Genomic DNA, 23649 nt, shown 5'->3' with positions numbered 1-23649 from the left:
ACCATTTCAATCGAAAGCCTGTTAGGAATAATGTACATTGAACCGTGTAGAGCGCTGCCAGCCATGTTAATAACTGACAAGCCTGCCTCCAATTGTACATTATCCGTTATCCATTAAACGCGAATGAACTACCGCAGCCTGAAGTCATCTAACTTACTGAAAATTACTACACTCGGCGAACTGAAAGCCGCTGGCTACCAACCTCGATCTATTAAACAGGAACTACGTGAAAATCTGATCGAACGGATTCGAAACAAGGAGGTAGTTTTTCCGGGTATCTGGGGCTATGAAGATACCGTTATTCCTGATGTGGAACGGGCAATTCTGTCCATGCACCACATCAATCTGCTGGGGCTTCGGGGGCAGGCCAAAACCCGAATTGCCCGGCTGATGGTTAATTTGCTGGATGAATACATCCCGATTGTGGCTGGTTCGGAACTGAACGACGACCCAATGCAGCCATTGTCTCGCTTTGCGCTGGATTTGATTGCTGAACGAGGTGATCATACGCCCATTGCCTGGATGCATCGCAATGATCGCTATACCGAAAAGCTGGCAACTCCCGATGTATCGGTGGCCGATCTTATTGGCGACGTTGACCCCATTAAGGCGGCAACGCTGAAATTGCCGTATTCCGACGAACGGACCATTCACTTTGGCCTGATCCCGCGCTCGCACCGGTGTATTTTTGTGATCAACGAATTGCCCGATTTGCAGGCCCGTATTCAGGTATCGCTGTTTAATATTTTACAGGAAGGCGATATTCAGATTCGGGGCTTTAAACTCCGGCTACCGCTCGATATTCAGTTCGTGTTTACGGCTAACCCGGAAGACTATACAAACCGGGGTAGCATTGTTACGCCACTGAAAGACCGGATCGACTCGCAGATTGTGACGCACTACCCAAAATCGATTGAGATTGGTAAGAAAATTACGATGCAGGAAGCCATCGTGAAAACCGAGCAAAAAAGCATGGTGAAAACCAACGATCTCATTGCCGATCTGATTGAGCAGGTGGCCCTTGAAGCCCGCGAGAGTGAATACGTCGATTCGAAAAGTGGAGTGTCGGCCCGGATGACCATTTCGGCTTATGAAAACCTGCTCTCCTCGGCCGAACGCCGGGCATTGCTCAATGGCGAAAAAGAAACGTATGTACGCATTGCCGATCTGTATGGCGTTATTCCGGCCATTTGCGGTAAAGTCGAACTGGTATACGAAGGCGAAGTTGAAGGACCGGTTATTGTGGCCCAGAACCTGATTGGTAAGGCGGTTCGAAATCAGTTTTTGCAGTACTTCCCCAATCCTGAAAAAGCGAAAAAAGACAAGCGAGGCAATCCATACAAAAAAATCACTGATTGGTTCGGGGATGGCAATGTTATGGAAATTCTGAGCGAGCTGACTAACCGCGACTACGAGGCCCGGTTGCGTACGATCGATGGGCTGGACGATGTGGTCGATCAGTTTCACCCCCGGCTAAGCAAACCCGAAAAATTGTTCATGATGGAGTTTGCCTTACATGGCCTGGCCGAGCATTCGCTGATCGGTAAGAAAGCACTCGATACGGGCCAGCAATTCAAAGACTTACTGGGTTCGATGTTTAATCCGGGAAGTGGCTTCGGCAACGAAGATGAGGACGATGACGACGACGATAGTCGGTATTAGTTTGTGGTTTATGGTTGCGCTACTTTAGACGGAACGCAACCATAAACCCTATTTCCGCAGAAGCATAATGGTGCCGTTGATGGGCGGCAGATCGGTTCCGGTAGTCAGATGATAGGTATATAGACCGGCTGGTAACGGGCGACCATGCTGTGTCCCATCGAATGGATCTGTATAGCCGGGCTGGGACCGATAAACAACTTCGCCCCAGCGATTAAAAATGGTGATAACCGCCTTGGGAAATACACGAATACCCGGTAAGACCAGCACATCGTTCATGCCATCGCCATTGGGGGTGAAGGCATCCGGAACCCAAATCTGGTCGATAACCAGAACATGAACGGTGGCATCGGTATGGCATCCCGCTCGCGACGATACCCGCAGGGTATAAGCAATGTCGTTGTTGACCGACAGAACTGAGGGGTTGGCAATCGTCGGATTATCGAGATAGGTAGCAGGAGACCATAGAAAAGAAATAGCATCGTTGCCAACCGATGGATTTAGCCTGAAGCTGCTGCCTTTAGGAATAAGAATACTGTCGGGCAAGTTGACAGTTGGCCCCACACCCACAGCTATGGTTTGGGTAGCCACCGTTCCGGCGCATTCGGGAGCCGCTCTGACTGAATAGGTTAATTGATGGTTACCCGTGCCTGCCTGTTCGGGATAAAAATCAGTTCCGACAACGCCCGTGCCCGAAAACTCGCCACCGGGCGGGCTACCGCTCAATGGGATAACCGTTATGGAGGAATCGCAGACGGGCGAAATTGAGTCGAAAAGGACAGTAATTGCCGGGATCTGTTCAATAACAAAAGCGTCTGAAATCTGAGGGCATCCGTTGCTATCTACCGTACTAACCACATAACTTCCGGCAGTTGTAGCCCAATACTGTTCACTGTTGGCCGCCTGGATACGTTGGCTATCCCGCTCCCAGCTATAGCTCAGTGCCGGGCTACTTTCCAATAGCAGGGAGTCATCAGAGCATAGCTTATTCATACCATTCATGGATCGTATTGTGGCAGGTATGACTGGCATGCGGCTAATCGAGGCTGTGTCGGTTGTGAACGTACACCCTAAAGGCGTTTGTGTAGCTACGGCCCAGTACTGGCCCTCCCGGTCGACTTTCAGTGAGTTAGTTGTTTCATTGGGTAATAGCAGCCCATTGGCATACCATTGATAGTGAATTGCCGAATCGGCGGTTGCCTTTAGCTGTACCGAGCCGCTAGTTGAGCATAGTGTGCCGCTACGCTTTAAAGCGGGGTTGAGAGTGGCAATCCTAACGGTAACGGGCTGAGATGTGCCTGGTTTCAGACATGCGTTTTTCGACGAAACCACCACACTGTAGTCGCCCGATTCGTGTACCCGCAACGACGCCTGGGTAGCTGTGGCAATGTTACTTCCGTTCTGTTGCCACTGGTAGTTTTGGTCTGGATTATCGGTTGTCTGGAGAATTACTGAGCCGCCCTGGCATAGTGTTATCGCGCGTGTACCACTGGCCTGATTCTGGATCTGGACAGCAGGGGGAGGGATGGCCGTAGGGGCACAGTCGACAACCAGAAACTGAAAATCGCGCCTTACTTCGCCCAGTTTTTTCCCATTGCGGTATTTTTCGACCTTTACCCCAAACACAAATAGTCCAACCCGATTGGCGGTTACGGATAACACACCCGTTTTTGCATCGATCGACAACGCCGGGTAACCCGGTATGGCATTGTAGGGTCCAAAACCGGGTAACCAATCAACGCCCGGATAGGGGCCAGGGGCAACCAACTGGTGCTCTGCTCCCTGATTGAGGGGCGTAACCATGGAATAACGTAACTCGTCGCCGTCGGGATCGACTGCATTAAATGGCGACGAAAACGGTTCGCCCAGGCAGATGTATTCACCATTGATGGTAGGAAAGTGCGGAGACGAAAAGCGGATGGGCTGACCGTTTTGTAGTAAAGCCGGAAACTCCAGGTAATAGGTAAAACCCGTAAAGGCAGGATCTTTGATATTGTTTATGCCGCCATTGCGATAGCCACTTTGGTAGGAAATATAGTAACCTTGTGAATCAGTATAGTTTGCCAGATTGAGCTGTACCTCAGCCCCGTAGGTGACAAGAATAAAGTTTAACTGACGTAGCTCGGCACAATAGGCATTTGTAAAGATCAGGGGTTTGCGCTGGCCCGTTACGTTAGCCGCAAAACTGAGCATGAGCGCATTGTCGCGTTTACGATAAATAGCCAACTGACCTCCTGTTTGGGCATCGGCCCGTGGACCGGCTTCAAAATAATTGGTGACAATGATTCGGTAACGACCTGGGGTATCACCGATTGCCTGCATTTCTAATTGACCTCCTACCTGATGAGCGCCATTGGCCATCAGTGTGGGTACGAGCAGCAGGCCGATAAGTAAGAGCCGGACATTAATAGATTGACGCATAAACCAGCCATTCTGAGTTGGATGTTTGGTCCTTCAGTTACCTTGTTGGTACTTACCTGAGCGGTGTGGTTTTGGCTTGATTTCTAAGTTAACCAGGTGGTTTTGAACTACTAAATAGAAGGTTATTTACCTGAAATCATAGTGAATTATGTTACCAATAAATAAAATAATTAAATGTTAATGTATTTTTATTTATCATTTTTGATTTTATATAACTATTTGAATGATTGTAAACCATAACTAATCTTCCGTCTATGATGGTAGAATAATTTGATTGGCTTTTCTGCGCAGAGCATTGAAGATGCGGGTATCACTCATTTACGAAACGAGCGTAGATGAATGAACTTCTTCCTTGAGGAGCATAGGCTGATTTTATACAAACCTAGTTTTTCTAGTTTCGGTCGCGGATCAGCAGCAGGCGTCCCTGAATTGGGGGTTTACCCGGAATGGGTCGTAGGATGAAAGGATAGACGCCTGTAGGGAGTTCAGTGCCGTTTAGGGTTCCATCAAAAGGTTTTTTGAGATAATCGTTTCTGGAGCGAAAAACGACCTCGCCCCAGCGATTAAAAATCGTAACGACGGCTTCGGGAAAGGCTTCGATACCGGGTAGCTGAAATACATCGTTCATGCCGTCGCCATTAGGTGTGAAGGCATCCGGTATCCAGATGCGCTCGTAAACTGTAATATGAATGGTGTCGCGGGCTTCACAGCCGCTACTGTTCTTTACATCGATCGTATACGTAATGTCGTTGATGATGTTTGTAACAGTGGGGTTGGCAATAGTGTCGGCATCCAGATAGGTAGCTGATGTCCAGAGAAACTGATTCGGATTGCCCGTATAAACCGGGTTCATCGTAAACGTATTTCCCTTATAGGTTGTGATCGAATCGGCTAGTTGAATGGTCGGAATAGGAGCTACTATCGCCATCCGGGCCGCTACCGTTCCGGCGCATTCGGGGGCAGGTTTAACCGTATAGGTAATCAGATGACTACCTATACCAGCGGTTTGCGCATTAAATTGACCTTCGTAGACTCCGGCTCCGGCATAGTCGCCACCGGAGGGGCTTCCAATCAGGTTTATGGCAGCTACATTCGTGCCACACATAGCAGGAATGGAATCTAAGGTAACCGTTACGGGGGGGATCTGCTCCACCACTAAATCCTCCGATTCGCCAGTACAACCATATATATCGGTGGCCGTGAGGCTATACACACCAGCCGCTTTAACGCTGTATTGTGCCGTTGTGACGCCGGAAAGAACCTGTCCATCTTTTCCCCAGACATAGCTCATTCCGCCACTCCCCGTCAGTAGTAATGATTCCTGCGGGCAAATCTTATGGGAGCCATTCTGGGTCTGAATCACAGCCCGTACGGCCGCCGACCGGTCGATGGCAACCGTATCGGTGCGGGTTACGCAACCGGTCGATTGCTGTGTTAAAGCAACCCAGTATTTTCCGGGTGTTAGGGTTTGAATGGTGTCGGTAGTCTTTCCCGACATGGCTTGCCCATTAAAATACCATTGGTAGGTTACGCCCGTGCTGCCGGTCACATCGATGGCAATAGAGCCAGTGGTAGCGCATAAATGACCACTGGCATTGAGTTTGCCCACGGCTCCGACTACCTGAACCTGAATAGGCTGCGAATTACCCGTTTTACTACAGGTCGCTTTCAGCGAAACAACCAGCGTATAGGTGCCTTGTTCATGAACAGTTAACAACGAATTGGTGGCATTACTTAAGTTGATCCCATCCCGGCGCCATTGGTAATTCCAGTCCGCGTTAATTGTTGCCTGTAACATAACCGAGTCGCCCCGGCAGATGGTTGCATTCTGTAGGCCCAGGGCGCGATTCAGAATCTTAACCGTTGGATCGGGTGTGGTAGCCGGGGGGCAGTCGATCACCAGAAACTGAAAATCACGGCGCACTTCACCAATTTTTACACCATTTCGGTATTCTTCTACTTTAACGGCAAAGACGAACAACCCCTCCTGGGTAGCTGTTACCGAAAGCTGCCCGGTTTGTGGATCGACCGATAGGGTTGGGCTACCGGGCATGGCATTGGCAGCAGTATAGCCCGACAGCCACGTTATTTCGGGATATGGACCTGCTGAAACGGTATTTTGACCATTGTTGCCTGTACTTTTCTGGTTTAGAGGAGTTATCATCGAATAGCGTAACTCATCACCATCAGGATCGGTACCGCCAAACGGAAACGTGAATGGGTCGCCCAGACAAACATATTCGCCGTTAATGGCTGCAAAATGGGGCGACGAATTGACAAACAAGTCTCCGTTTTGCTGAAGTGCCGGAAATTCCAGATAAAACGTAAAGCCGGTTTGCGCCGGGTTATTGATATTATTGATACCGGCGTTCCGATTGCGGGTCTGGTAGGAGATGTAGTATCCCTGCGAGTCGCTGTAGTTGGCGGGCGTTAGCTGAATATCAGCTTCGTAGGTCAGTACAATGAAGCGAAGATTTCGCAGATCAGAACAGTATTCGTTGCTGAAGATGATGGGTTGCCGGGCGGTGCTTTCCCGAACTGCAAAGGTCATCATCACCGCATTGTCGCTCTTTCGGAAAATTCCCAAATTGCCCGTACTCGACTGCATGGCTGCGCCACGGGTGCCATCTTCGAGGTAGTTGATAACCGTGATATGATAATGACCGGGCAAATCGCCTACAGCCTTCATTTCTAACTGCCCACCAACCTGATGAGTTGCCCAGGAAGCAAACGAAAGCGCCGATGCCAGAAGCCCGAGAAGAATTCGAAAAGTAGATGTTCGCATACGCAAGTTGTTCCTAAATTCTCTGCACTTACTCTCATCACGGTTATGAACAATTGGGTACTACTACTTTTGAATCGGTTGTTAGTTATTGGTCATCAGTCATTGGTCAGTAGACTATGGCTGTCTCAATGACTGATGGCCAACTAAACTACTTTATTTTTGCCAGAAACGTAATGCTGTTGGCTATCATTCCTGTACCGGCACTGCGGATATAATGCCCATAGCGGAGCTCTACACTTTGCAAATGCCCGATGCCCAACACACCACCCGGAGGGGCCATCCGAATGCCGGTTCCCATGAACTGACTGTTGAACCCAGAAATATCGTAATCACTGGTATAATAGCGCTCCGTTAGCGAGTGCTGACCATAGGCAGCAAAGTACTTTACTGCCGTTTGATGGCTGAACCGGTAAAAAGGACTAACCGATACGAACGATGTTAGTTTGATTGGAGCCTCCAGATTGATTGTATGGGCCTGCATACCCCAGTCGTCGATATAATACCGATAAAAAGCCCGCACAATAACCCGGTCGCCGGCAAAGTAGTGGAGCCGGAAACCAACGGGTAATTTCAGTCGGGAGCCGGGCAAACGTTCAACGGTTTCCGAGCCATCTTTAAAATAGATTCGGTGAAAGGGTGTGCTGAGCAGTCCCTGCTGAAAAGCCGGTTCAACCACAAACAAAACCTGCAATCGTTTATTGATGACCTGCGATACCGAAAGGCTCGCATTATACGAGTTACGGGGCTTATAGTCGACCGGATCGGTGTCGCCATGAGCACCCGAGCCGTAGCCGTCGGGCCGTAGTTCGGCGGGGAGAATCACCTTCCAGGTGTCGAAAAAGGCACCTGCTTTCAGGCTTACTTCCCGGTTGTTATCGGCCGAAGCTTTGGCAAAACTCAGATTGATTCCATACGATTTGTAGTCATATTCGGTCGAATAGGCCAGCGAAATACCTTTGGTGGTTCGATTGGCATCGTTATGAATGCTCCAGGAGATAGACGGATAAATATGCGTATCGCTTCGCGACGCCGACGAAACCGTGAGCGGGTCAATCTGATCGGAAGATGCCGATGTGTAATGATCGATATTGAAGTCGAAATTCAGCGTATGCTGCCGATTCTTACGATCAATACCTTTCAACACCAGATCGAATGACTGCGCCAGGTCGGTAAGTTTTTCAGAACCAACTCCTCCCGTAACGGCCGAATTGTTGCCATCCTGCTGGTAATAGCTCGATACCAGATTGATTTCTTCAACCTTCAGTTTGCGGGTTTCGTAAGCTGGTTTCTGCTCCGTTTGGGCATAACCTACTTTCATCAGGCTCAAAAGTAATCCCACGGAAAGACAAATCTTTTTCATGAATTTCCGGGATTAGTTGCAGCCACATCCACCACCACTTTTGCCACCATTTGCACCGGCAGCTCCCTCGCGATAGAGATAGAAGTTTTGTTCGAATTTTTCGGATTTTCGCGCCGATAACTCCATTTCGGCGTCGTTGATGCGGCTTTTCTGGTACTCCTTTACCGACACACAGGAGGTAGCGGCAATGAGCAGAATACTGCCACAAAGGGCAGATGTAGGTGTGATTTGAATGGTCATCGGAAACGATGGGTTTTACATTTTTAGGCTAAAGCCGGTGATTTTACGCTGATATTGTGGGAGGTATAGACCTGATTGGCCTCGTCGATAATGATACAGGCTATATTCTTCATCTGATTGATCATATCCAGTCCAACCCGAACGCCCATAACCATAACTGGTGTAGCCAGCGCATCGGCCAGTTCGGCATTTGGTGCAATAATCGTAACGCTCTTTATGCCCGATACCGGGTAGCCTGTTTTGGGATCGATAGTGTGCGAATAGCGTTTGCCGTTGATGAGTGCATATTTTTCGTAAGTGCCAGATGTAGCCACGGCTATATCGCTGATGGTGAGGTACGAAAAGGCCTGTCGGTTTCCCGAAAAAAGCTGCGAATCCGGATCGGCAATGCCAATAGTCCAGGGCGTTCCGTTGGGTTGAGAACCCCAGCTTGTCAGGTCGCCAGCCGCATTCACAATACCACTTTCAACACCGCGTTCGCGCAGGAGCCGCCGGGCCTGTTCGGCGGCATATCCTTTACCAATGCCGCCAAAACCAATCCGCATTCCTTTTTCTTTCAGATAAACGGTACACGCCAACGGATTCAGTTCCACATTCCGGTAGTTAATCAGCCGAACCATTCGCCGGGCCGTTTTCGGGTCGGGCAGCGTCGTCATGGTTGTATCGAAATTCCAGAACCGCTTGTCAATCGATCCGTACGTAATATCGAAGGCACCCTGGGTCAATTCTGAAAGGCGTAGCGACCGCTGAATCAGCGCAAACACTTCGGCATCGACCCGAACAGGTCGGATACCGGCATTGGCATTGATCTGGTTTGTCTGACTTTGTTCATTAAAGGTTGTCAACAACGCTTCGATCCGCTGGATTTCGGCAATAGCTTCATCGATTCGGGCCTGAGCCCAGTCGGCATCGTTGCTAACGACACTAATTTCGAAGCGATTGCCCATCAGCCGCTGAACGCGTTGGTGGATACGGCTTTCTGGTTTCATTTTGATGAAGCCGCCAGGGCCTGTATCGACTCAACGAACGACGAAGGCGTTAGCGATTGCGGATAGCCGTCCCATTCTTTCAGGACCTTACCATTGGCATCGAGCAGCACCGTCAGTGGAAATTTACCCTGCTGGTTATATTTTTCGGCCAGTGCTTCGTTGTGAGCTGTTTGTTTGGCATCTAACTGGTTTTTCGACAAGCGTGGAAAATCGGCCCGCACCAGAATTAAATGTTCATTGGCAAACGCCTGAAACACATCCGAGCCAAAAATATCTTTTTTGAGCTTGATGCAGGGACCGCACCAGTCTGATCCTGAAAAATTCAACAGAATCAATTTATGACTTTGGCTGGCTTCATGTTTCGCCTGTTCAAAATTGAGTTGCCAGTTAGCAGTGGTGGCAACAAAGAAAGAAAATAAGGTAATAAGCAGGAGTTTCATAAACTAACTATAGGCTAAGAACAAATCAAACATTAACTATATACAATCAGGGTTGTTCCATCGGTTGCTACTTTATAAACCGTAAGGCCGCGACTTCCGAAACTGTTTAGTCCTTTACCGGTCAGGTCGAACCGGGCCCCGTGTTTGGTACAATAGAACACCGTTTTGTTGAAAATAATCGCTTTCTGGGGCTCATGGCTACAGGTCTGGGTTACGGCCACGTAGGTGCCAGCACTAACCTGTGCAACCACAATGCCACTCTGGGCAATATATCCGCCTACTGTTTTCAGCGCCGTAGCCGTGCTCAGGTTGATTGTCAGAAGCCGGTTGGTGATCGTACTCAGATCAGTGCTACTGCCAGTTGTAGACGAGGTCGGCTGGGTTGTTGTGCCACTGGATGTTGTGCTTGTGGTCGGCTGTGTGATAGTGCCACTATCGGTTGGAGAGATGGTCAGAGCGTTCACCACTGAATCGTCGTCATGGACACAAGAGGTTAAGGCAGCCATGAGCGCAGCGCCCGTGAATCCCAGCGATTTCAGAAAATCGTAACGAGTCATAAAGGTTTATAAGTTGGAGAGCTGTCTATCTGACCTTACGCCACTGATTTCTTAAACGTGGCAGAAAATGCAGTTATTATTTAAGCCTTTTTTAAGTATTAACACTTAATTTATTCTATGTCTAAATAGAATGAGAATCGGTTTGCCCGAAGCCAGTTAGTTGTGCAGCAACAGCCATTGGCGGGCCGAGTCGGTATCCGTAAAATAGCAACTGGTCAGTCTTTCGTTCATACTACCCGAAGCACGAAGAATAAGGTCGGCACCCAGTTTGGCAAACTGGTTCTGATCGCTGAGAACAATAGCTACCCGCATAGCGTGCGGGAGTGATAAGGTTGCGTTGGGCAGCCAGTTTTGTACGAACCAGTGCAGATCGACCGGGTTAAAAATGCGTAATGCCTGCAGGTCGATGAGCCAGCGTTTGATCTGATGGCGCTGAGCCAGTGTAAAGGACATTTGAGACCCGTTTTTGAAGTTTTCGCTGGAGGGAAGCCCAACCCATGTTTGTTGAAGAAGGTGCACCCCACAATCGACCAGTATTGTGAGGTGCTCATTTTGATAGGTTTTCATTAGGGCCCACGAGCAGGCTAAGGCTGGTTAAAAAGAGGAGGATTATTTTAAACTCGTTTTTCCTGAATAAGCCCGTTCTAACTCGGCTTCGGCAAACCGGTAGGCATACACAAACTTGTCGTTTTCAGTATGAATAAGGCCCATGTCTTCCAACTGCACTACATTATTCCAGATTCGTTGCAGGCTACCGTAAAAATCGTCTTCTGATTGCGACAGAAGAACCCGCAGGGATGGTTGAGTTGTTGGCATGGTCGGATGTCCGTTCGCTTGCATGAGGGTACGTTGCATCGGCTGGTATATTCAGTTTGACCGCTGTTTCACGGTTTTAAGAGGGTAACGTACAGCTACGACATCGACTACTGGGAAAGGGGTGGTTTAACGATACGAGTATCGGACATTCTGTGTGGTTTCTAGTAAGGCTTACGTGATCGGGAGTGGTGTCGTTGCAGCATTAACACTTTTTAAGAAGTTGCCGGAGGGGCGATTTGAGAACCGACGGCGTGATTTTAACCGTTGGCCATTGGTCCTCGTATAGGGGCAAGGCGATTAACGCAAGCGGCTTTTCAGGACTAGTTTCTCATAAATAGGAGTATGCAACCATATCTGACCGGGGATTTGTGCAGTGGCGAATTGCAGTTGAATTCAGGCAATTTAAATTTTTGTTATTCTTTGTCCGTTAGGAACTAACCCATCAGTTACTTAGTTACCTCACCAATAAGCCAGCGATAACCATTCCTTATCGTTCCTGTTTCTGCTTATCGAGCCTACTTTGGGCTGTCTGTGTGAGGGCACGCTGGCGGTCGCCCCGCTAATGCCTCTCTTTGTAAGTAGCTGTCTCTTTGTTGGCAGATACCATCGCCAACTACTCATAATCCTAAGTTGCCTTATTGCGTGACCGGCGTCCAGAAACGTCCGAATACCTCTGTTATGCTTTGGTTCTTCTGGCAAACGGATGGCATAATGGGTCGTTTTTTACGGGAGCTGGTTTAACACTGTCTCGTCTTGGGCTGTCTCCTGATTCGGTTCGGTAAACCCCATGAACGATGCCAACAACTACTCCCCCTGATCAGGTTAATAAGCCTGATATCTTTTTGATTAATAAGGCATTAGATGTACTCTCTGGCAAATGGCGGCTATATATCATTTTGTCGCTCGATAATCAGACCCTGCGGTATAGCCAGTTTAATGAACGGCTACCGGGAGTCAGTCAGAAAGTACTGGCCGGGGAGTTGAAAGCTCTGGTTGCATTGGGGGTTATGGAGCGAAGAATTTATGCCGAAGTACCGCCACGGGTAGAATACACCCTGACCCAACGGGGCCAACAGGCCTTGCCGATGCTGAAACAAATTCAGCAAATCGGTCAAATCTTTACTTAACCGTTTTCTGATGGTAACCCAAATCAAGTTTAAAAACAGTACCCGGTCTGCGTTTTTTACAACGACCCGTGAGCGTGTCGATGCTTATTTCAATGAGAATTCACTTTCACCCCATGCCAATGGGGCTATGTGGGGAAAAGCAATTTTCTTTTTAGGGGGCTACGCACTGCTCTATGGTCTGATTTTATCGAATCTGTTTGGTATTTGGGTTATGCTTGGAATGGCCATGCTGTTGGGCGTATTTGCGGCCTGTATTGGTTTTAACGTGTCGCACGATGCGCTGCATGGTGCTTTTTCGGCTCGCCCGTGGGTAAATCGACTATTGGGGAGTAGCTTCTACCTGCTGGGCGCTAATCCCTACATCTGGAAGATTACGCATAATGTTGTGCATCATACCTACACGAATATACCGGGCCATGACGAAGATATTGAATTTGCGCCGGGCCTGGTACGGCTCGACCCACAGGACACCCTTCACCCCTGGCACCGCTATCAGCAGTGGTATACGATTCCGCTGTATGCACTGGCTTCGCTTTCGTGGGTGTTTCGTAAGGATTATGTCAAGTTTTTCAAGAAACAGATTGGCCAGCGCGACAACTCCTCGCATCCACAACGCGAATACATAAACCTGTTTGGCTCCAAAGTGCTCTATTATTGCTTCTTTCTGCTACTGCCCATGATTGTGCTTGATGTAGCCTGGTGGCAGGTGGTAGTGGGTTTTGTGATGATGCATCTGGCCGAAGGATTAGTGCTGGGGCTGGTTTTTCAACTGGCTCACGTTGTTGAAGGAACGCTTTTTCCAATGCCAGACGAGCAGGGGGATATTCAGAGTGCATGGGCCATTCATCAGTTATATACAACGGCCAATTTTGCTCCGCGCAGCCGGTTAGCCGCTTTTGTGTGCGGAGGCCTGAACCGGCAAATCGAACACCATCTTTTTCCCAAGGTCTGTCACATTCATTATCCAGCCATAACAAGTATTGTTCAACGAACGGCGACTGAATTTGGCTTGCCTTATATGGAAAACAAAAGCTTTGGATCGGCACTTCGGTCGCATTTTCGACTTTTGCGGCAACTGGGCCGTCGACCTGTTAACGAATCTATTTCAGGAGCAACTGTCTGTCAGTCTGATCTTATTAAGGTTAGCAATTAATCGGCATCCGGTACCCTTCCGCGAATTTCATTTTTTTCACCTTTTTCTTTTATTCCAATGGCTTCACAGCAGGATTTAGACTTTACCTATACCACGATCGATAAAATTTTTCGCCTGAGCATGGGCCAGACCGGCGATTATAGCGGAGCTATGTATAACGGCGATTTCTCGCTTACCCTGGAGCAGGCACAGCGTCAGAAACACAAATTTATTGCCGATAGCCTGGGAGTTGGACCTGGCACCCGGATTCTGGATATGGGTTGTGGCTGGGGGCCTTTCCTGCAATATAGTAAAGAACGGGGCGCTATCGGAAAAGGCGTGACTCTATCGAGCGGACAGGCAGAAGCCTGCCGGGAAAATGGTTTGTCGGTCGATATTAAAGATTGCCGACAGATTACGCCCGCCGATTATGGCACATTCGACGCCGTTAGCTGTATTGGCGGGATGGAGCATTTCTGTTCTGTAGAGCAGTATCAGGCAGGGCAGCAGGACAAGGTATATGCCGATTTTTTTCAGTCACTTACCCACTTGCTACCCGTAGGGGGGCGGTTTTATATGCAGACAATGGTATTTGGCAAAAATATGATTCCGTTTGAAGACATCAGTCTCGATGCGCCTAAAGATTCTCCTTCTTATGCCCTGGCACTGATGATTGCTCAGTTTCCGGGTTCCTGGCTACCCTATGGTCCCGAGCAGGTAATTCGGAATGCACAACCGCACTTTAAACTTATTTCGCAAAGTAGCGGACGACTGGATTATATCGAAACCATTGGCCAGTGGCGTAAGCGATTCCGGGCTTTTAATCTTCAGAAATACCTGCTTTATGCGTCATTATTACCTCGTATGCTGACCAGCAAAGCCTTTCGCGATCTGATTGCCGTGTTTCGGGTTAGCCCTAACCGGGTGTGCTTTCAGCAGGAAACAATGGAACATTACCGGCTTGTTTTTGAAAAAGTATAGCGGCAAACAATGGTCGATGCAACACTCAGAACAAATAGTGTAACGCGCTGTAATCTTTTTGTTAATAAACGCGTTACATTTATATAGCGCTGTCCAGATGCTTGCTAACCGGCAGTCAGATGCCTTTATTCATGACCGACTGCCCGGATGCTATCTGCAATGAACAGTACCTGTCAGCGCACTCTGTTTCGGGGTTCAACCTGTTCGAATCCTGGGTTTTATGGCTATCGATCGTGGCAGTTGCCTTGCCCAATCGAAAGAGCATTATTGACGGTTGTGTTGCGGTAGAGTTAGTGTATATCTGCCATGGCAGGAACGAACGGACTTCTTTAATGGGTCGGCATTTACACTTTCGCTGTCGTTATTTGATACGGGCTTTTTCCCGGTGCTATCTGCTTTCGCTGCCCTAAGACAAACAGGGCAAATTCATTGCCAACGAATGCCTGTCAACGAATAAGAACTGGGAAACCAGTTTGCCTTTGCTTACCCATCAGTGAACCAATATAGATGAATTAATACCTAGATGAGAGAAACCTCAAAATTATCGGCTAAAGAGCGTCAGCAGGCGGCTCGCCAACTCATTGAAGCCTCCAAAAAGCCCTACTTTATACGAGATGAACCTCGTACGGTTTTGTATTTGACTGCCGAACAGGCAGCCAAACGGCAAGACCTGATTCCTCAGGTTGGGAATTCGTTTGTAGAAACAGGCCAGTAATTTTATCGGTTATGACGATAATTTTTAATTACCTGTTTACGCCAATCGAAGGGTTTTTTAAAACACGAGTTCCTATTCGGATTCGGTCAGGAAAAGTACTTCCTAAAGGAATAGCACTAACGGCTATGGACCTCGACGGTATTGATCTGCTCTTATGGTCTGGCAAGAATCTGATTGTTACGGTCAGTGAAGGAGTCTATACCATTCACGGGTTGGTCGACTCGTAATTAGGATATCTCGAAAGCGATTTTCTGTCTTCCTATGGCTATTGATCCTTTTGTGTCCATCATTCTGTTCGGCGGCTTCAACGAAGTGGCTCTTCCCCGGAATGCGCAACTTTATGAGGTAGAGGTCAATGGGTACGAAGTTAGTTTGCTTTTTAAGGTCGATACCAACGTTGCAATCGAATATCGACAGTTTTATGTGGCTTTCAACAATGCCCCAACCGATTATGAACATGGTATTCTGCGTTTGTTGAAACGATTACCGTTTAAGGATGGAACCTCAATAGCAATGATTTATGAGGTTTACCCCTATATATTATCGTAATGCTGTATCCGACAGGACGGTATTCGGTATCTAAACCTGAAACCACTATGGTCGATAACGCCACTTCTGTTAAGTCCTTAAAGCGGATTCATGAGTTGCTGGAATCTCCGCTTTTTCGAGAAAACTCTAGCGATGATGCACCCTGGAAATCGGCATTTGCCGAATTGATCATGTTGGTCAATGATCTTCTGGTTGAGGAAAATGCTGTGGGTCATCGGGTTAGCTTTTATGAAGGTGTCGGTGTAAACGGTAAAATTCAGGATATAACCTCCCTTGTTGATTGGCTTCATTCCTATCTGCCGGGCTCTCCGGCCGATTTAACGGCTCGGTTGGCCTATCAGGGGTATTATCATCGCTTAAACCGATACTTCGGTCGGGGAACCGGCTATTTTGCTAATGGCCTCTTTTTTACCAGCGACTATGACGACGATGTTGCGTTTTTTCTGGATGATCAACGCATATACCTGAATCATCATATAAGCCGGGCCGTTGATGAGGCCGAACATCATTTGCTTCCTTAAACAACCGTCCGTCGGGTTCATTCAGGCGGGAAAAATAAATAATCAGCATTCTCCACATGGACTAGTATGTGTGCTCCTGCTAGTCTCGCGAGATAAACTACAAACTATGGAAACATTCAGTAAAAGAGAAAAAGAAAAACAGCGTCAGAAAAAGAGAAAACAAAAGCAGGAAAAGATGGAAAGCCGTAAAGCGAGTACGCCAAAAGGTCAATCGCTGGATCAGATGCTTGCTTATGTAGATGAAAACGGTAATCTGTCGACCACCCCGCCCGATCCACGTCGGCAACGGACTGTGAATGAGGAGGATATTCAGATTGGTGTTCCCCGGCAGTCGGACATAGCAGAAGGAACGAAGATTCATCAGGGAATTGTAACTTCCTTTTCGGCTTCTAAGGGGTATGGTTTTATTAAAGACACACAGACTCAGGCCAGCGTTTTTGTGCATATCAACTCGCTATTGGAACCAATCAATGAACAGGATCGGGTTAGTTTTACACTAACCATGACTCCCAAAGGCCCAAGCGCAATTGAGGTGAAGAAAGCAGCGAAACCCGAATGATTATATAGCTGAATGTCAATAGCGGGCACTATTTGGTTTGCTGATGCTAGTTGATTTTCAGAAGGTTAAAAAGCTGGTTGAGCGAATGGTGTTAGTGTGGTGGTGGCTATGGCCTTCAAAAAGCCCTGTGTTGGCAGACCGAGAGCTACTGGTATTCGCTCCGTCTGCCTTCAAATCGCTAACGCAAACAGCTTCTAATGAATGGATAATTAATTTTACTAACTTATTAACTTCCTGTATGAGCGAATTCCCTCGAATAACTCCCAAAATGCGCAAGTCTGTGGCGCTAGAGCCTATTCCAACCGATAAAAAACCTTATCTGGTGCGTGGTATGCCTGGTACTATTCTGTATATGACGCTCGAACAGGCAACAAAACGAGATGATTTGATTCCTCAATTTATACGTTTGCCATTAGGGGTTGAAGAGTGAAGTATGCTCGCTCATATAGCTTCTTAAGCTAATCGTGAGACGATCCCATTATAAGTAAAGGGCCAGCAAGATTTCGTCTTGCTGGCCCTTTACTTATGGCAAACCTGAAGCTGGTTAACGCACAAGTCGTATAGGCACCTAAAGACTGGAGGTGAAATACAACTGAAGCTTCATCTGGTCGTTTGCTTTTTGCTGGTTGCCCAGAGTAACCCGTTGAATTAACTCCTTTACGGATGGCGCTGTACTGGCTACTGTAAGTAGAAGCGGACGATTGGGAATATTTCGTCTGATTATCTGACCAATGTAGGCTGTCAGGTCGAACGTATAGGTATCCTTGAGCATTAGTGGCGTATCACTGACACTATAGCCAACGGTATACGGTACCTGCCCCGACGATGTGCCGGGTATGTTCGAAACAACTTCGTTCTGGCTGTTGGTCCCATACAAGGTTAACGCTGTTGGCGGACCTGCGTTATCGCTCAGGCTTTTGCGAACCGGACTAACTACCAGAAAAGCACCATTAATACCCGCAAAATTGTCGGATTGAAGAAACTTATCCAGATAAGGTAGTTCAAGGCGCGTTTGCAGGCCCGATCCCCACGATATAAACGTAGTATTATCTGTTAATTGGCTACTAATGGCATCCGAACGATTTTTTAACCCTTTCAATGGCGTGTTGCTCAGGTCTTTTTTCAACTCCGTAAAGTGAGTTGTCGAAAGAGTAAACAGCAGATTCTGACTGGTGGGTGTCACGCCTGACGTGGGATCGGTGGAGTGATAATACAACCGTAAGCCCGTTACAGTTGAACCATAGGAATTTGCAAAACCACGAAATGAATTTACTGTCGATTGCCCCACAAACGCAAAGCCAGGAAGCATTTCGGCCAGCGTCGTATTGCTACTGATGTCGTTATTCTGAATTTTTGTGAATAACGATTGGGCTAGCGTATCTGGGAAACGCACGGTAATCAGTTGGGTTCCGGTATTGTAGTTGGGTACAATCGTTTTCGATACCAGCGGATTTTCTTCGTAGCTAGCTGTGCTGGTGTTGTAATAGGCTAATCCGGCAACAATAGGTTTTTTAAGCTTATGCACGTTCAGCGTGAAGGCTGTGGTTGTATCGCCATACGAGAATGCATAACCTAATTCGAGCACCAGCGAATCAACCGTCAGATTCGTTGTCGTTGCTAACGAGTTCGATGGATAATCAACTGATGTAAAGGTTTTGGCCGTCAATTGTCCGGTTTGTGCATCAGACCAATGACCAACCACAATATTATTATCGCTAGAAGTTGCAAACGAATCGGCTTTCAGAACGGTCGAGGCCAGAATCGTCACAGTGTCAATCGGTTGCAGCAACAACTGCTGAGGGTTGATGACCGATTGACCTATGTTAAGGTCGCCTGATTGGCAAGCAGACAGTATAATACCGGTCAGCAGCAACAAACCGGCGTACCACAGAGTACGCATCATAAAAAACAAATCAGGGAATTTTAACGCCTAACTGGCGCAATTCGTCATGGGTAAGAGTTGGTAAATCCTTCTCTTGTTCTAATTTCTCAACCGCTCGCTCACCGACCTTCTGGGCCTGCTCTGCGTTGGCAAAGCCAACTGTGCCGGCAACACCCGGCACAGTTGGCTGATGAATAAATGCCTTTCCGTTTCTCAGAATATCGTAGCCCCAGCCCTTTCCCGTATCAAATACCTGCACCTCATAATTCGTGTGTCGAGGATAAAACAGGTAAGCCGTCAGAAAGCCAAGTACAACCATCACCCAAAGCAACCCTTTGCGGATCGTTACCGTACCAGAAACCTGGTTATGTGGCTGGGTAGGCTTCTGTTGTAGTATTGACATGGAACAATTTATAATTCCTGAGCAATTGTCGGATCAAACTCCCACAGGTCATCATATTTAGACGATGAACCGTTGGTACCCGTTGCAACATAGCCTTTACCGCCAATAGCAAAGCCAACGGCATAAGTCCGGCTAACACCCTCGAAAGCGCCTAGCGAGTTTGACCACAGATCGGTTGATGGATCATATTCCCACACAACCGTACCGTTTGAGTTACCATTGGTCAGGTAGCCTTTGTTGTTAATGGTAAACGCAACGGCATAGCTCCGGGTAATCGAAGAGGTCTGATCATCGGTGAATTGAGCTTTCTCAATCCACAAATCCTGTGCAGGGTCGTAGCCATACCAGTCCCGTTGAGCCAGCCCATTGTTATTGCCGGTACCAACATAACCAATGCCATTGATAACCATAGCAACGCCACCTTCGCGTTTGGCACCGCTGTAGCTGGCAACTTTTGTCCAGGCATTTTGGGTTGGATCAAAAGCCCAGAAATCTTTCAGGTAGTTGCCATCGAAACCTGTGCCAACATAACCTTTTGTGCCAATGCTGAAGGCAACAGCACCTGTGCGGGCCGTACCACCAAAATCGGCAACTGCTTTCCAGGTGTTTGAGGTCTGGTCATATTCCCAGAAATCTTTCAGCCGGTCGCCATTGGCATTGATACCTGTTCCTACATATCCTTTTGTGCCGATTGAAAACCCAACAGCACTATAACGGGCCACACCAGCCATATCGGCTAGCTGAACCCAGGTGTTTTTATTCTGATCATACGCCCAGAAATCTTTCAGGCGTTCGTTGCTGGAATTAAGACCAGTGCCCAGATAACCAAAATTGCCGATAACAAAACTAACCGCATTGGAACGTGCCGGACCTTCCAGTTCGGAACGACTTTTCCAGTCGCCCAGTACAGTGGCATCTGAGCTTTTGCAACCAACGAGCGCTCCAGCCCAGCCTATACAAACAAGTCCTAAGGCCCAGTTGATGAGCTGCGAACGGCGGTGATTTTTAGTATCCTGGTCTGCTTGAGATTGAGTAGCCGTAGGGGATATTAACTTCGGCATGGAGCCTTTTGCCGAACGAAATCGGATTGGAAAATGAATCATGAAAGATAGCGTAAACGAAAGAACTAAACCGTAAAGTTACACCAATTTGCGTTAAGACTAACGCATTTGACGGCCTGATCGAACAGATTTAGAGCCAATTAGCTGATTGTTACTCCTGCGAGCCAATGCTATCTAACTCTGACCTGTGTGAGGTCGAACGTCAAATGCGCTTTGCAAAATTACTTCAAACTGGCTTTACTTACTAACGGGGGCTATTCATAAAAATTCTTAATTATTGAAGTAGACCGTAAAGTTTGTACCTGATTTTATAGAAAAATGCCCTTTCGATGGGCCGCACCGTGTTCCTTGGTAGTGATTATCAGGAAAATCCGGTGCAGCCAAAGAAAGGGCTCTCATCTCACAGGTTGAGATTTTTAAGACGCCGGAACATCTGACTGCCGCCCGCTTTCCGTTGAATCGACGAACCGAGTGCTTTCAACGGGTTTTGCGAAACGCCCAGCCGACTGTTGGCCGTGCCTGATATGTAGCCCAGAGCCGCGCTAAGCAGCGCTTCGCGCGTGTCGCCAAGCGGATACAGATTGATCGGTTCCTGGACTTCTACTGATGGTGTGAAACCGCCCGAGTAATCGGACTGGCCAAGGCTGTTATAGGACTTAAAGACAATCGGTTGCATACCCCATTTGATTTGTCCACTGTCGTCGGTAACCGTAATCGAGCCAACATTTTTGCCGACGGTTGTGGTGCCAATGGTCGTAACGGTCATGTAGGGACGCAGGCCATTAATCACCAATTCGCTCGAAGAGGCCGTCCAGTCGGTTGTTAAGACAATCAATCGCGACAGATTGCCGCCGATGTTCTGGGCCTTTGTGCTGAATTTTTGCAAAAAGAAATCGCTGCCGTATTGTTGGGTAAGATAGGGAGTCAAGGTGGCATTCCATTCTTCGCGGAAATAGAGCTTGCTGGCATCGACACCTTTTCCGATCAAACTGGCCAGATTGGCCGATGAAGATGTATAGCCGCCCGGATTGTAGCGCAGGTCGAGAATCATTTCATTGACACCCTGCGCCTTGAATTTGCTGAAAATAGCATCGACCTGATCGTCATAGTCAGTGCCGTTGCTGCCGTTTGGTGCCGGAACAAACTGATTGTACACTAAATAACCGATGGTTTTGCTGCCAACCGTATAAACTGAGTCCAGAAAGACCGGATTTTCCTGGAACACAGCCGTTGTTATGGTTTTGGTGACGTCGGTATCAAGAATCGACTGGTTGCTTACCTGGGCCAGCCCAAATGTGTAGGTCGTCATATCGCCAAAAAGCAGCGACTGATAATTGTCGACGGTAATTCCTTGCCCGTTTACCTTGCTGATAATATCGCCCCGTTTTAAACCGGCCTGATCGGCCGGAGAACCGGGCAACACATACAGCACCTGTGCAATGACGTCGTTCGAATTGGCCGCACGCAAATACAGCGTAAATTCCATTCCGGTCGTTTTTGTTTCGCCACTGAGTTCGGCCGTCAGATTATCGGCACTTTCTTCAATCCACGAAAACCGGTCGCCATCGGGGCGCGCAGTAGCATCATAGCTATAGAGAATGGAGTCGAAAAAGTCGGAAGGGGCCAGGGTTGTGTCGGGGTTCGCCGGAATCTTGTCGTTCCAGTAATAAACTTCCCGCATATTTTCCAGAATCCAATGATCGACGAGTGAGTTGTTGGTCGATGTTGTGCGTGTTTGCGGAGAAATTGTGTCCGCATTTTTGTTACAGGAGGTAAACGTTAATACCAAAAAAGTCAATAGTCCGGCAATCGACAGTTGCCCGATAAACCGATTGTGAGATGTGTTGGACATAAGATTTGTTGCCTGAATCTGTATAGTAAGAAGAGTATTGATTCTCTTCTGCTGACAGATACGTTTGGCCTGATTGGAGTGTTGCAGTCGGTGCGATTGTTGACTTATTGGTAGCTGTTAATTGGTTAAAAAATAGCTGTAAGTCAGTTGGTTAGTTTAAAGGGCTTAACAGCATTTTAATGTGCTAAACAGACATAAAAAAGCCTGAATCTGACTATCAGATTCAGGCTTTTGGCCAACGTAAACCTAAAAGGTTTCCAAAACCTTTTAGGTTTATTTAAAACGGTCAGGCGCAAACGGTTCGAGCGGCAGGCTGGTTGGTTTTCCCTGAACAGCCTCTGCTACTAACAGACCCGTAGCTGGGCCGAGGCTTACGCCCATCATGCCATGACCGGTCGCCAGCGTTACGTTATTCAGACTTCGAATCCGGCCAATGTAGGGCAGCCCATCGGGCGAGCAAGGACGCAAACCCCGCCAAACCGTTTCGGTAGCGGGCATCTGTACGGTTAAGTCGGGGTAGTAGTGATTAATGGCCTGCACAATGCCCCGAACCCGATTTGGATTAACGTGAAGATCAGTACCGGCAATTTCGAGCGTACCGGCCAGTCGCAGTTGCCCGTTCATAGGAGTGGCCGTTGCCCGTGCTTCGAGCATAATGGCCGGTACCCGAATGGCCTGTTCGGGTTTGGGAAGCATAAAACTATAGCCTTTGCCACCTTGCAGCGGTAAGGCCAGACCTAGTTTATGCATCAACTCCGGCGACCAGGCTCCGGCTGCAACCACTACCTGATCGAACGAATAGGCTCCCGTTGTGGTAAGCACTTCCCGAATGCTGCCATTCTGAATCGAAAAATCACGAACATGTTGATTCTCCAGCAAGGTTACGCCCATTTGCCGTAACTGAACAACCAGTTCCTGAATCAACTGATTCGGGTAAATATGCGCATCGCCAGGGTAGTAAACAGCTCCACGAACGGTCACGCGGGCATTGGGCTCCAAATCCTGAACCTGCTTGCCCGTCAGCACCTGAGCTTCAACGCCTGCTCGGTTGGCAACATCGGCTTCGTCGGCCATTTCGTGCTCATTGTCAACAGTTTGGTAGAGCATGAGCAGGCCATGTTCTTTCCAGCCAAAGTCCAGTTTGTCGGAAGTCGCCAGCTCCTGGTATAACTTCTTGCTGAGCAGACTCAGGTCGCGCAGAACCGGAATAGCCCGTTCAACGTGTTCGGCAGTCGCATGTCGATGGAAAAGCCAGCCCCAACGCAGTAACTCACGGTTGAGCCGGGGTTTTACGTAAAAAGGGCTGGTCGACCGAAACATCCAGCGGATGCCTTTGGCGATCATGCCCGGTGCTGCCAGTGGAATAATATGACTCGGCACAATCATACCTGCGTTGCCATGCGAACAACTGTCGGCAAAGGTGCCATTTTCGAGTACCGTTACATCATGCCCGGCCCGACGTAGATAATAAGCCGAAAACAATCCGCTAACACCTCCGCCAATAATGCCTATTGTCATTTTTTCTGAAGTTTTCAGTTTACGGTTTATAGTTTACGGTTGCGTTGCTACGGCAGGATGTATGCTGTTAGGCGAAGCAACC

General features: G+C 48.1%; 24 protein-coding genes. 10 read left to right on the top strand and 14 right to left on the bottom strand.

Annotation, left to right across the window (positions count from 1 at the left end; translation table 11 throughout):
* Positions 1 to 123 precede the first annotated feature (123 nt).
* Positions 124 to 1662 (top strand): magnesium chelatase, encoded by a 1539-nt coding sequence (locus tag WBJ53_RS23540; protein WP_338870735.1) that lies wholly within the window; start codon positions 124 to 126, stop codon positions 1660 to 1662.
* Between the two features lie 48 nt (positions 1663 to 1710).
* Here the strand turns inward: WBJ53_RS23540 and WBJ53_RS23535 are convergent, their stop codons facing one another.
* From WBJ53_RS23535 to WBJ53_RS23495, 9 genes are all read right to left on the bottom strand, one after another.
* Positions 1711 to 4080, bottom strand: coding sequence for a gliding motility-associated C-terminal domain-containing protein (locus WBJ53_RS23535; protein ID WP_338870733.1), 2370 nt, complete (start codon positions 4078 to 4080; stop codon positions 1711 to 1713).
* 391 nt (positions 4081 to 4471) lie between these two features.
* Positions 4472 to 6865 carry a gliding motility-associated C-terminal domain-containing protein gene (locus tag WBJ53_RS23530; protein WP_338870731.1) on the bottom strand — a complete coding sequence of 798 codons (2394 nt, stop codon included), beginning with the start codon at positions 6863 to 6865 and terminating at the stop codon, positions 4472 to 4474.
* 148 nt (positions 6866 to 7013) lie between these two features.
* Positions 7014 to 8225 (bottom strand): DUF3570 domain-containing protein, encoded by a 1212-nt coding sequence (locus tag WBJ53_RS23525; RefSeq protein WP_338870729.1) that lies wholly within the window; start codon positions 8223 to 8225, stop codon positions 7014 to 7016.
* A 12-nt stretch (positions 8226 to 8237) separates the two neighbouring features.
* On the bottom strand, positions 8238 to 8465 hold the full coding sequence (locus WBJ53_RS23520) for a DUF4266 domain-containing protein (protein WP_338870727.1): 228 nt from the start codon (positions 8463 to 8465) through the stop codon (positions 8238 to 8240).
* Positions 8466 to 8488: 23 nt separating this feature from the next.
* Positions 8489 to 9454 (bottom strand): FAD:protein FMN transferase, encoded by a 966-nt coding sequence (locus WBJ53_RS23515; RefSeq protein ID WP_338870725.1) that lies wholly within the window; start codon positions 9452 to 9454, stop codon positions 8489 to 8491.
* Entirely contained in the window at positions 9451 to 9894 is a 444-nt protein-coding gene (locus tag WBJ53_RS23510) for a thioredoxin family protein (RefSeq protein WP_338870723.1), read from the bottom strand. The genes WBJ53_RS23515 and WBJ53_RS23510 overlap by 4 nt, the downstream gene beginning before the upstream one ends.
* A 32-nt stretch (positions 9895 to 9926) precedes the next feature.
* A complete protein-coding gene (locus tag WBJ53_RS23505; RefSeq protein ID WP_338870721.1) occupies positions 9927 to 10451 on the bottom strand; it encodes a Rieske 2Fe-2S domain-containing protein in 525 nt (174 codons plus the stop codon).
* Between the two features lie 156 nt (positions 10452 to 10607).
* Positions 10608 to 11018: a hypothetical protein gene (locus WBJ53_RS23500; protein ID WP_338870719.1), complete on the bottom strand. Its 411-nt coding sequence runs from the start codon at positions 11016 to 11018 to the stop codon at positions 10608 to 10610.
* 42 nt (positions 11019 to 11060) lie between these two features.
* A complete protein-coding gene (locus WBJ53_RS23495) occupies positions 11061 to 11306 on the bottom strand; it encodes a hypothetical protein (RefSeq protein WP_338870717.1) in 246 nt (81 codons plus the stop codon).
* A gap of 755 nt (positions 11307 to 12061) precedes the next feature.
* On the opposite strand from WBJ53_RS23495, the gene WBJ53_RS23490 reads away from it, so the two are divergent.
* From WBJ53_RS23490 to WBJ53_RS23450, 9 genes are all read left to right on the top strand, one after another.
* Positions 12062 to 12394 carry a helix-turn-helix domain-containing protein gene (locus tag WBJ53_RS23490; protein WP_338870715.1) on the top strand — a complete coding sequence of 111 codons (333 nt, stop codon included), beginning with the start codon at positions 12062 to 12064 and terminating at the stop codon, positions 12392 to 12394.
* Positions 12395 to 12404: 10 nt separating this feature from the next.
* Positions 12405 to 13547 carry an acyl-CoA desaturase gene (locus tag WBJ53_RS23485; RefSeq protein ID WP_338870713.1) on the top strand — a complete coding sequence of 381 codons (1143 nt, stop codon included), beginning with the start codon at positions 12405 to 12407 and terminating at the stop codon, positions 13545 to 13547.
* A 57-nt stretch (positions 13548 to 13604) separates the two neighbouring features.
* Positions 13605 to 14507, top strand: a complete 903-nt coding sequence (locus tag WBJ53_RS23480) for a class I SAM-dependent methyltransferase (RefSeq protein WP_338870710.1) — start codon at positions 13605 to 13607, stop codon at positions 14505 to 14507.
* A 523-nt stretch (positions 14508 to 15030) separates the two neighbouring features.
* Complete coding sequence (locus WBJ53_RS23475; protein ID WP_338870708.1) at positions 15031 to 15222, top strand: hypothetical protein; 192 nt, start codon at positions 15031 to 15033, stop codon at positions 15220 to 15222.
* A gap of 11 nt (positions 15223 to 15233) precedes the next feature.
* Complete coding sequence (locus WBJ53_RS23470; RefSeq protein WP_338870706.1) at positions 15234 to 15449, top strand: hypothetical protein; 216 nt, start codon at positions 15234 to 15236, stop codon at positions 15447 to 15449.
* Between the two features lie 34 nt (positions 15450 to 15483).
* Positions 15484 to 15771, top strand: coding sequence for a hypothetical protein (locus tag WBJ53_RS23465; RefSeq protein WP_338870704.1), 288 nt, complete (start codon positions 15484 to 15486; stop codon positions 15769 to 15771).
* Positions 15772 to 15818: 47 nt separating this feature from the next.
* On the top strand, positions 15819 to 16292 hold the full coding sequence (locus WBJ53_RS23460; protein ID WP_338870702.1) for a hypothetical protein: 474 nt from the start codon (positions 15819 to 15821) through the stop codon (positions 16290 to 16292).
* A gap of 106 nt (positions 16293 to 16398) precedes the next feature.
* Positions 16399 to 16851: a cold shock domain-containing protein gene (locus WBJ53_RS23455; protein WP_338870700.1), complete on the top strand. Its 453-nt coding sequence runs from the start codon at positions 16399 to 16401 to the stop codon at positions 16849 to 16851.
* Positions 16852 to 17089: 238 nt separating this feature from the next.
* Positions 17090 to 17281 (top strand): hypothetical protein, encoded by a 192-nt coding sequence (locus tag WBJ53_RS23450; RefSeq protein WP_338870698.1) that lies wholly within the window; start codon positions 17090 to 17092, stop codon positions 17279 to 17281.
* Between the two features lie 138 nt (positions 17282 to 17419).
* Here the strand turns inward: WBJ53_RS23450 and WBJ53_RS23445 are convergent, their stop codons facing one another.
* The 5 genes from WBJ53_RS23445 to WBJ53_RS23425 form a co-directional block, all read right to left on the bottom strand.
* Positions 17420 to 18754: a DUF4270 family protein gene (locus WBJ53_RS23445; RefSeq protein WP_338870695.1), complete on the bottom strand. Its 1335-nt coding sequence runs from the start codon at positions 18752 to 18754 to the stop codon at positions 17420 to 17422.
* Positions 18755 to 18764: 10 nt separating this feature from the next.
* A complete protein-coding gene (locus WBJ53_RS23440; protein ID WP_338870694.1) occupies positions 18765 to 19136 on the bottom strand; it encodes a DUF4907 domain-containing protein in 372 nt (123 codons plus the stop codon).
* An 8-nt stretch (positions 19137 to 19144) separates the two neighbouring features.
* On the bottom strand, positions 19145 to 20239 hold the full coding sequence (locus WBJ53_RS23435; protein ID WP_338870692.1) for a kelch repeat-containing protein: 1095 nt from the start codon (positions 20237 to 20239) through the stop codon (positions 19145 to 19147).
* 358 nt (positions 20240 to 20597) lie between these two features.
* Positions 20598 to 22049, bottom strand: a complete 1452-nt coding sequence (locus WBJ53_RS23430) for a S41 family peptidase (protein WP_338870690.1) — start codon at positions 22047 to 22049, stop codon at positions 20598 to 20600.
* A 273-nt stretch (positions 22050 to 22322) separates the two neighbouring features.
* Complete coding sequence (locus WBJ53_RS23425; protein WP_338870688.1) at positions 22323 to 23567, bottom strand: FAD-dependent oxidoreductase; 1245 nt, start codon at positions 23565 to 23567, stop codon at positions 22323 to 22325.
* Positions 23568 to 23649 lie beyond the last annotated feature (82 nt).

Source organism: Spirosoma sp. SC4-14 (assembly GCF_037201965.1).
Classification (GTDB): Bacteria; Bacteroidota; Bacteroidia; order Cytophagales; family Spirosomataceae; genus Spirosoma.
This window is presented reverse-complemented; position numbering and strand designations above follow the sequence as displayed.

Coding starts and splice junctions, on each gene's coding strand:
- WBJ53_RS23540 (WP_338870735.1), top strand. CDS start 124: ATGAACTACCGCAGCCTGAAGTCATCTAACTTACTGAAAATTACTACA.
- WBJ53_RS23535 (WP_338870733.1), bottom strand. CDS start 4,080: ATGCGTCAATCTATTAATGTCCGGCTCTTACTTATCGGCCTGCTGCTC.
- WBJ53_RS23530 (WP_338870731.1), bottom strand. CDS start 6,865: ATGCGAACATCTACTTTTCGAATTCTTCTCGGGCTTCTGGCATCGGCG.
- WBJ53_RS23525 (WP_338870729.1), bottom strand. CDS start 8,225: ATGAAAAAGATTTGTCTTTCCGTGGGATTACTTTTGAGCCTGATGAAA.
- WBJ53_RS23520 (WP_338870727.1), bottom strand. CDS start 8,465: ATGACCATTCAAATCACACCTACATCTGCCCTTTGTGGCAGTATTCTG.
- WBJ53_RS23515 (WP_338870725.1), bottom strand. CDS start 9,454: ATGAAACCAGAAAGCCGTATCCACCAACGCGTTCAGCGGCTGATGGGC.
- WBJ53_RS23510 (WP_338870723.1), bottom strand. CDS start 9,894: ATGAAACTCCTGCTTATTACCTTATTTTCTTTCTTTGTTGCCACCACT.
- WBJ53_RS23505 (WP_338870721.1), bottom strand. CDS start 10,451: ATGACTCGTTACGATTTTCTGAAATCGCTGGGATTCACGGGCGCTGCG.
- WBJ53_RS23500 (WP_338870719.1), bottom strand. CDS start 11,018: ATGAAAACCTATCAAAATGAGCACCTCACAATACTGGTCGATTGTGGG.
- WBJ53_RS23495 (WP_338870717.1), bottom strand. CDS start 11,306: ATGCAACGTACCCTCATGCAAGCGAACGGACATCCGACCATGCCAACA.
- WBJ53_RS23490 (WP_338870715.1), top strand. CDS start 12,062: ATGCCAACAACTACTCCCCCTGATCAGGTTAATAAGCCTGATATCTTT.
- WBJ53_RS23485 (WP_338870713.1), top strand. CDS start 12,405: ATGGTAACCCAAATCAAGTTTAAAAACAGTACCCGGTCTGCGTTTTTT.
- WBJ53_RS23480 (WP_338870710.1), top strand. CDS start 13,605: ATGGCTTCACAGCAGGATTTAGACTTTACCTATACCACGATCGATAAA.
- WBJ53_RS23475 (WP_338870708.1), top strand. CDS start 15,031: ATGAGAGAAACCTCAAAATTATCGGCTAAAGAGCGTCAGCAGGCGGCT.
- WBJ53_RS23470 (WP_338870706.1), top strand. CDS start 15,234: ATGACGATAATTTTTAATTACCTGTTTACGCCAATCGAAGGGTTTTTT.
- WBJ53_RS23465 (WP_338870704.1), top strand. CDS start 15,484: ATGGCTATTGATCCTTTTGTGTCCATCATTCTGTTCGGCGGCTTCAAC.
- WBJ53_RS23460 (WP_338870702.1), top strand. CDS start 15,819: ATGGTCGATAACGCCACTTCTGTTAAGTCCTTAAAGCGGATTCATGAG.
- WBJ53_RS23455 (WP_338870700.1), top strand. CDS start 16,399: ATGGAAACATTCAGTAAAAGAGAAAAAGAAAAACAGCGTCAGAAAAAG.
- WBJ53_RS23450 (WP_338870698.1), top strand. CDS start 17,090: ATGAGCGAATTCCCTCGAATAACTCCCAAAATGCGCAAGTCTGTGGCG.
- WBJ53_RS23445 (WP_338870695.1), bottom strand. CDS start 18,754: ATGATGCGTACTCTGTGGTACGCCGGTTTGTTGCTGCTGACCGGTATT.
- WBJ53_RS23440 (WP_338870694.1), bottom strand. CDS start 19,136: ATGTCAATACTACAACAGAAGCCTACCCAGCCACATAACCAGGTTTCT.
- WBJ53_RS23435 (WP_338870692.1), bottom strand. CDS start 20,239: ATGATTCATTTTCCAATCCGATTTCGTTCGGCAAAAGGCTCCATGCCG.
- WBJ53_RS23430 (WP_338870690.1), bottom strand. CDS start 22,049: ATGTCCAACACATCTCACAATCGGTTTATCGGGCAACTGTCGATTGCC.
- WBJ53_RS23425 (WP_338870688.1), bottom strand. CDS start 23,567: ATGACAATAGGCATTATTGGCGGAGGTGTTAGCGGATTGTTTTCGGCT.